Below are 6,519 nucleotides of genomic sequence, written 5' to 3' on the forward strand. Positions count from 1 at the left end.
TGAACGGGAGGATTTTCCGCCTGAGCGTAAGCCAGACGAGATTATCCGAGGAGCCGTAAGCAGTATCTGCGGCGATCCAATCTGGCCTCAGACCAAACCGTTCCTCGGTCCGGTCGATCATCTTGCGCATAGCCCCAACCTCGGCAGTCTTGTTTGATCGGCTGGCATCCACATCCACGATGATACCGTGATCGGTATCGATCAGGTAATTGTCTGAGTAAGCAAAGAAAGCTGGGCCCTTGCGTGCGGCCGTCCATTGACTGGCTGGATCGGCATGGGCGGTGAATTTGGGCTTAGCCGTCGTGGCAGCGCCAAAAGCCTCGTCATCCAAGGTGTCGAGATACTCACGCACTGCGCGCGGTGCATCATGGGGATCAACATCGCGAGCCGCCCAATCATCGGGATTGCTGGAGTTCTGTTTCTGTACGTCAGCGCTGATCAGGCTGGCATCGACGGCGAAGCCCTGACCGCCAACATGCCCTTCCTCCATGCAGCGTGCCACGGTTGTCTCGAAGACATGGCGCAGCAGATCGCTCTCTCGGAAGCGACCATGGCGGTTCTTCGAAAAGGTGGAGTGATCCGGGATGCGATCATTCAGGTCGAGGCGGCAAAACCACCGATAGGCGAGATTCAGATGGACCTCCTCGCACAGTCGGCGCTCAGAGCGGATGCCAAAACAATATCCCACCAACAGCATTCGGATAAGCAGCTCAGGGTCGATGGATGGGCGACCCGTATGGCTGTAGAAATCCGCAAGATGAGCCCGGATGCTGCCCAGATCAACAAACCGGTCAATCGACCGTAGCAGATGATCTTGCGGGACATGGTTCTCCAGCGAGAACTCGTAGAACAGCGCCGCCTGCGCCTCCTGCTTCGGTCCCATCATCGCCAAACCTCCCGCTCAATAACGGAATTGAATCAGCGATGCCCCCTGCAATCAAGGAAGAGTTTTTCAACAGAATCGGCTGTAAGCGGTAGGCTACATCTGCGGCATCCTGGCGGAGCAGCAACGGCGGCTCTGGGGCTCACTGCCGCCTTGCGGCGGCACAGCACCGAGAAACTAGCACCAGCCTGCCCCAGGCCAACTGTGATCGGCTCAAGCCAGCCCCGAACTCGACATTCGTTTCAGGTGCAGTGTCAGCTCCGCTGCGAGTGCGAAGCAATTGGGCCACTTCCCCGAAAACAGCCATCCGGCAGATGGTGGCGGCCCTGGTTGCTCTGGCGTTCAGCCCCTTGGATGCAGGCCACTGACCTGTTCAAAAGTATCGCTTGCCCGCGGTCACCAGAGACAGCGACCGCAAGGGGCGCGTCGTGGTGGACGTGAACGGTTAAATCCTTATAGTAACGGGTATATGTCGGAAGACGTGCAGCGATGCCCGCACGTTTTTGTTAGAGTTGCGGCGCTGCCGCAGCCCGGTGGGGTAGCACTGCCGCGATTGCGCGGCGCCAATCTGTGCTAAGCCCGGCGCGCTCTTGGCTCCGTGCCGCAGACGCGTGGAATTTGAAGCAAAAGGAGGGAGGCCGTGTATTCCAAGATAATGGTCCCCGTGGACCTGACCCATGCCAGCCGCCTTGACCGGGCGCTGCAAATGGCGACGGATCTCGCGCATCTTTACAAAGCGGAAGTGATTTTCGTGGGGGTGACCTCATCGCTGCCCGGCCCGGTTGCGCACACCCCTCAGGAGTTTGCGAAAAAACTCGAGGACTTCGCCGCGGATCAAGCGGGCAAGCGCAACATCACGGCCTCGGGCCACGCTGTGGTCAGCCTCGATCCGGCAGTTGATCTGGACGCAACGCTGATCAAAGCCTGCAGTGATATCGGCGCCGGCTTGATTGTCATGGCCAGCCATGTCCCCGGTGTCAGCGACTATCTGTTCCACGCCCATGGCGGGCGGGTTGCAGAGAAGGCGCCTGTTTCGGTGCTGGTTGTGCGCGAGAACTGATCCGCCGGGAGCCACAAATTGCGCAAGCCCCGCTTGCACGGCCCAAATAACAGGGAAGGAGGCCGCGATGGCTGACGAATCCACAAATCAGGGTATCCCCGCCCCGGAAGGCGAAGCGGATATCATTGATACCGAATATGAAATCGGTCAGGACAATATCGAAACCCAGATTGGCCCGTTTGGGGTCGACATTCACAACCCGGTGTTCCTAGTCTCGGGCCTGGTCATCGTAGCCTTCGTGTTCTACGCGCTGGCGCTGCCGGAACAGGCCGGGGCGTTCTTTAACTGGCTGCGGCCCGCGGTGACCAGCAGCTTTGACTGGTTCTTCTTCGGTGCGGCAGACCTTTTTGTGCTGTTCTGCCTGTTTCTGATCGTTTCCCCCTGGGGCAAGGTGCGCCTTGGCGGCAAAGAGGCGACACCGGACTACAGCTACATGGGATGGTTCGCGATGCTGTTTGCGGCGGGCATGGGCATTGGGCTGATGTTCTACGGCGTCAGTGAACCGATGAGCCATTTCTCCACCGCATTCGGCGGCACAGCGGTGCCCGAGGGCGGCGGCGCCCGCACTGACTGGGCGCCCCTGGGCGCGGCTGCGGGGGATGAGGCCGAAGCTGTGCGCCTAGGCATGGCGGCGACGATCTTCCACTGGGGGCTGCACCCCTGGGCGATCTACGCCATCGTTGCGCTGGCGCTGGCCCTGTTCACGTATAACAAGGGACTGCCGCTCACCATCCGGTCTGCGTTTTATCCGATCTTTGGCGAGCGTGTCTGGGGCTGGACCGGCCACGTCATCGACATTCTGGCGGTCTTTGCCACGCTGTTCGGCCTTGCAACCTCGCTTGGGTTCGGCGCAACTCAGGCCAACGCGGGCCTGAATGAGCTGTTCGGCGTTCCGACAGGTGCCACAACCGAAGTGATCCTGATCACCGCCATCACCGCCGTTGCACTGATATCGGTCCTTCGCGGCCTGGACGGCGGTGTGAAGGTGCTGTCGGAAATCAACATGGGGTTGGCTTTCCTTTTGCTGATCTTTGTGCTGCTGGTCGGCCCCACCGTGGCGATCTTGACAGGCTTCGCTTCTAGCCTGATGGCCTACATTGAATACCTGCCGGCATTGTCGAACCCGATAGGGCGCGAGGATGTGAACTTCAGCCAGGGCTGGACCGCCTTCTATTGGGCCTGGTGGATTAGCTGGTCGCCGTTTGTGGGCATGTTCATCGCCCGCGTCAGCCGCGGCCGCACCGTGCGGGAGTTCATTATCTGCGTGCTGCTGATCCCCAGCCTGGTCTGCGTGCTGTGGATGAGCGTCTTTGGCGGCACCGCAATCCATCAGGTGGTCTCTGACGGTTTCACCGGGGCGCAGGACGCGTCGCTGGAACTGAAGCTGTTCAAGATGCTGGGCGAATTGCCACTGGCCGAGATTACCTCCTTTGTGGGGATCGTGCTGGTGGTTGTGTTCTTTGTGACATCCTCCGACTCCGGTTCGCTGGTGATCGACACCATCACCGCAGGCGGCAAAGTCGACGCACCCGTGCCGCAGCGGGTGTTCTGGTGCATCTTCGAAGGCGCAGTTGCCATCGTGCTGCTGCTCGGCGGCGGGTTGGCAGCGCTGCAGGCGATGGTGATCTCCACCGGCCTGCCATTCACCGTTGTGCTCCTGCTGATGTGCTGGGCCATCTTCCGGGGGTTGCTGACTGAAGCGCGCTGAGGCAATTGGCCACGAGAATAGTAAACGCCCCGGCCGTACCTCTGGGGTGTTTCGATGTTGTTAGCTGTTGTATTGTAAGTGCCTGGGCAGTTGAATGGCCGCTCTGGCTGAGATGCACAGGTAACTCCGCACTTGCAGCACCCTTGGGGCTGTAACCCGCTGCGAGGGCCGCTTCGGGTTGCCTGGCGTCGTCTGGCAGAAGCGTCCTGGTGAAGTTTCGCTGCAACGCTGCCGCCGCATCGCCGCAAGTCGGCAGCGATGCAGGTTTCTCAGACGCCGCGTGCTGACGTTTGATTTGCGCGATGCGTTGCCCGGCGTCGGAGAAGCGCTCAGGCGGGAAATCGCGTGGTTGGTCTTGGTGGGTCGGTTGCTATGGGGATTTGTAGGTTGGACTTGGCGTGTGGAAGATCTGAAAATTCGGTCGAATGGGTGCAATGAGGCCAATTTCGATTTCGCGTACGCGAGCATTCAGTCGATATGCCAGGTGTTTTGTCTCGATCCCGGGCCTTTGCCATGACGATGATCTCATCAGTGCAAAACGATGGGTTCGCAGACTGCAACTTCTGCGGTTATTGGTGTCTTTGGTTATGTTGGGCGAGCGTTTCATGCTGCGGCCCTTTTTGGTTTTGGCGGTGCTCTGGGGTGCTGGGCGGGCGCGAAGGTGTCAACGACAATCAACTGCCCACCACAGCATGGGCATGGCAGTGCCAGGACACGGACAGGCTCATCGGAATTACCTTGGCTGTCTTCATGATCGCGTCTCTGGTCTGGTGTTTTGGCTCCGAGCAGTTGCCTGATCCTGGCGATATTGGCGGCACGGTTGCCATTTCCGTAGAAGCCGTAGTGACGGATGCGGTGCTGGCCTTTAGGCAGGACGTGGATCAGGAACCTGCGGATGAACTCTGACGTCGCTAAGGTCATGGTGGTGTGTCGGCCCGCGCCATTGAGGCGGTAGTTCTTGACCTTGAAGGTCACACTGCCTGCATCGAACCGGATCAGGCGACTGTTGGATATCGCAATGCGGTGCGTGTAGCGCGACAGATATGCCAGCACCGCTTTGGGTCCGGCGAAGGGTTCCTTGGCATAGACGACCCAGTCGATCTTGCGCAGTGGTGCGAGCATGGCCTCGAACGCGGCGCTATCGGCCAGGCAGGCGTGGTCACCAAAGAAATTGAGCCGCCCGGTTTGGTGCAGTTTGGCCAGCCCTTCCAGAATGAGCCGCCGGTAAAGGCGGGACAGCACCCGCACGGAGAGGAAGAAGTTCTTTCGGCTGGTGATCCATCTTGTGCCATCGGTCGACAATCCACCACCGGGTACGATCATGTGGACATGGGGGTGGTGCGTCATTGCTGATCCCCAGGTATGGAGCACCGACGTGATGCCAACCCGCGCGCCCAGATGCTTTGGATCGGCGGCAATCTTGATCACGGTATCCGCGCTCGCGCGCATCAGCAGATTGTAGATCTCCCGCTTGTTCTGGTGCGCGATATCGGCGATCGGCTTTGGCAGCGTGAACACCAGATGGAAGTACCGCACAGGCAGCAGCTCGGCCTCGCGCGCTGCCAGCCAGGTCTTGGCTGCGCCCGCCTGACACTTTGGGCAGTGCCTGTTGCGGCATGAATTGTAGGCAATGTGCTCGTGCGCGCAATCTTCGCAGCGTGTCACGTGACCGCCGAGCGCCGCCGTGCGGCAACGCTCGATTGCCGACATCACCTTCAACTGGTTCAGGCTGATGTGGCCTGCATTGGCCAAGCGCCAGGCAGCTCCATGGGCGCGGAAGATATCCGCGACCTCCAGCATTGCACCTGCCAAGCCGAGCTATGATGCGCCCTTCTTGCCTCTCTTACGCGTGGCCGCCTGGCTCAGGTTATCCAGTGGGCTCTCCACGGCCGAGATCATCCCGGTAGCAACGCTGGCATAACGCGCGGTCGTGGTCAGCTTGGTATGACCGAGCAGGGCTTGAATAACTCGGATGTCCACACCGCGCTCAAGGAGGTGGGTCGCAAAACTGTGCCTTAGCGTGTGCAATGTGACCGGCTTCGTGATGCCTGCCGCTTTGGCCGCTTGCTTGAACAGGCGCGATATCTGGCGCGGCGACAGATGTTTGCCATTATACCCAGGGAAGATCACCCGGTCCGGGCCCGCCACGCCGTTGTCCTGACTGGTTGGGCGTTCCTTCCACCAGTCACGCAGAAGGCCCAGAATATCGGTGGGCAGCATGACGTTGCGGTCCTTGCGGCCTTTGGACTGCACGATGCGGATGATCTCTTGCTCGCCGTCGATATCGCCGACACGCAACCGGACCACCTCGCCCGCGCGCATGCCGCAGCCATATGCGAGCGACAACATCACGCGCGCCTTCAGGCTTGGTGCCATAAGCAGGATGCGTTTGACCTCGTTCCGGCTCAGCACCAGTGGGATCTTCACCGGTTCTTTGAGGCTGAAAATCTCAGCGACCAGATCATGCCGCCGCAGCGTCACCCGGAGCAGAAACTTCACCCCGGTCATCGTGCGATTACGCGTGCAGATGCTGGTGCCGGTCTCAATCAAATGCTGCTGAAAACCGCGCACATCATCCGGCTCAGCTGTCTCCGGCGAGCGCCCCAGCCAGGCCGCGAACCGCTTGCAGGCCCGCAAGTGACCAACCTGAGATGCCGGTCCTAAATTGCGCGCTGACATATCCGTAATCATGCGCGCGCGAAGCGGTGTGATCGATGTGGAATGCTGAATGTTCATGGGAAAACCCTCTGTCAACCGAGGCAAAATCACCTCGATCAACAGCACACACCCAACATCGCAAATCGCGAAACAAATCCCAGATCAGTGCAACGCCAGAAACGAGCGCCCTATCGCGAAGCGATTTAGTGC

General features: G+C 59.9%; 5 protein-coding genes. 2 read left to right on the forward strand and 3 right to left on the reverse strand.

Annotated features, from left to right (window positions below; translation table 11 throughout):
- Positions 1 to 886, reverse strand: an 886-nt coding sequence (locus AC0KW6_RS22695) for a transposase (RefSeq protein ID WP_474036197.1), incomplete at its 3' end; no start/stop codon positions are given.
- Positions 887 to 1,523: 637 nt separating this feature from the next.
- Between AC0KW6_RS22695 and AC0KW6_RS22700 the strand changes: the two genes are divergently transcribed.
- Positions 1,524 to 1,943: a universal stress protein gene (locus AC0KW6_RS22700; protein ID WP_474036198.1), complete on the forward strand. Its 420-nt coding sequence runs from the start codon at positions 1,524 to 1,526 to the stop codon at positions 1,941 to 1,943.
- Between the two features lie 67 nt (positions 1,944 to 2,010).
- Positions 2,011 to 3,651 carry a BCCT family transporter gene (locus AC0KW6_RS22705; protein WP_323782824.1) on the forward strand — a complete coding sequence of 547 codons (1,641 nt, stop codon included), beginning with the start codon at positions 2,011 to 2,013 and terminating at the stop codon, positions 3,649 to 3,651.
- A 603-nt stretch (positions 3,652 to 4,254) separates the two neighbouring features.
- Here AC0KW6_RS22705 and AC0KW6_RS22710 read toward each other — a convergent pair.
- Both AC0KW6_RS22710 and AC0KW6_RS22715 read right to left on the reverse strand, forming a co-directional pair.
- Entirely contained in the window at positions 4,255 to 5,463 is a 1,209-nt protein-coding gene (locus AC0KW6_RS22710; RefSeq protein ID WP_474036117.1) for an IS91 family transposase, read from the reverse strand.
- 6 nt (positions 5,464 to 5,469) lie between these two features.
- Positions 5,470 to 6,387 carry a tyrosine-type recombinase/integrase gene (locus AC0KW6_RS22715; RefSeq protein WP_474036127.1) on the reverse strand — a complete coding sequence of 306 codons (918 nt, stop codon included), beginning with the start codon at positions 6,385 to 6,387 and terminating at the stop codon, positions 5,470 to 5,472.
- Positions 6,388 to 6,519 lie beyond the last annotated feature (132 nt).

Source organism: Leisingera sp. SA215 (assembly GCF_055902035.1).

Bases quoted from the DNA above. Each gene is read 5' to 3' on its own strand.
- AC0KW6_RS22705 (WP_323782824.1), top strand. From the start codon at position 2,011: ATGGCTGACGAATCCACAAATCAGGGTATCCCCGCCCCGGAAGGCGAA.
- AC0KW6_RS22715 (WP_474036127.1), bottom strand. From the start codon at position 6,387: ATGAACATTCAGCATTCCACATCGATCACACCGCTTCGCGCGCGCATG.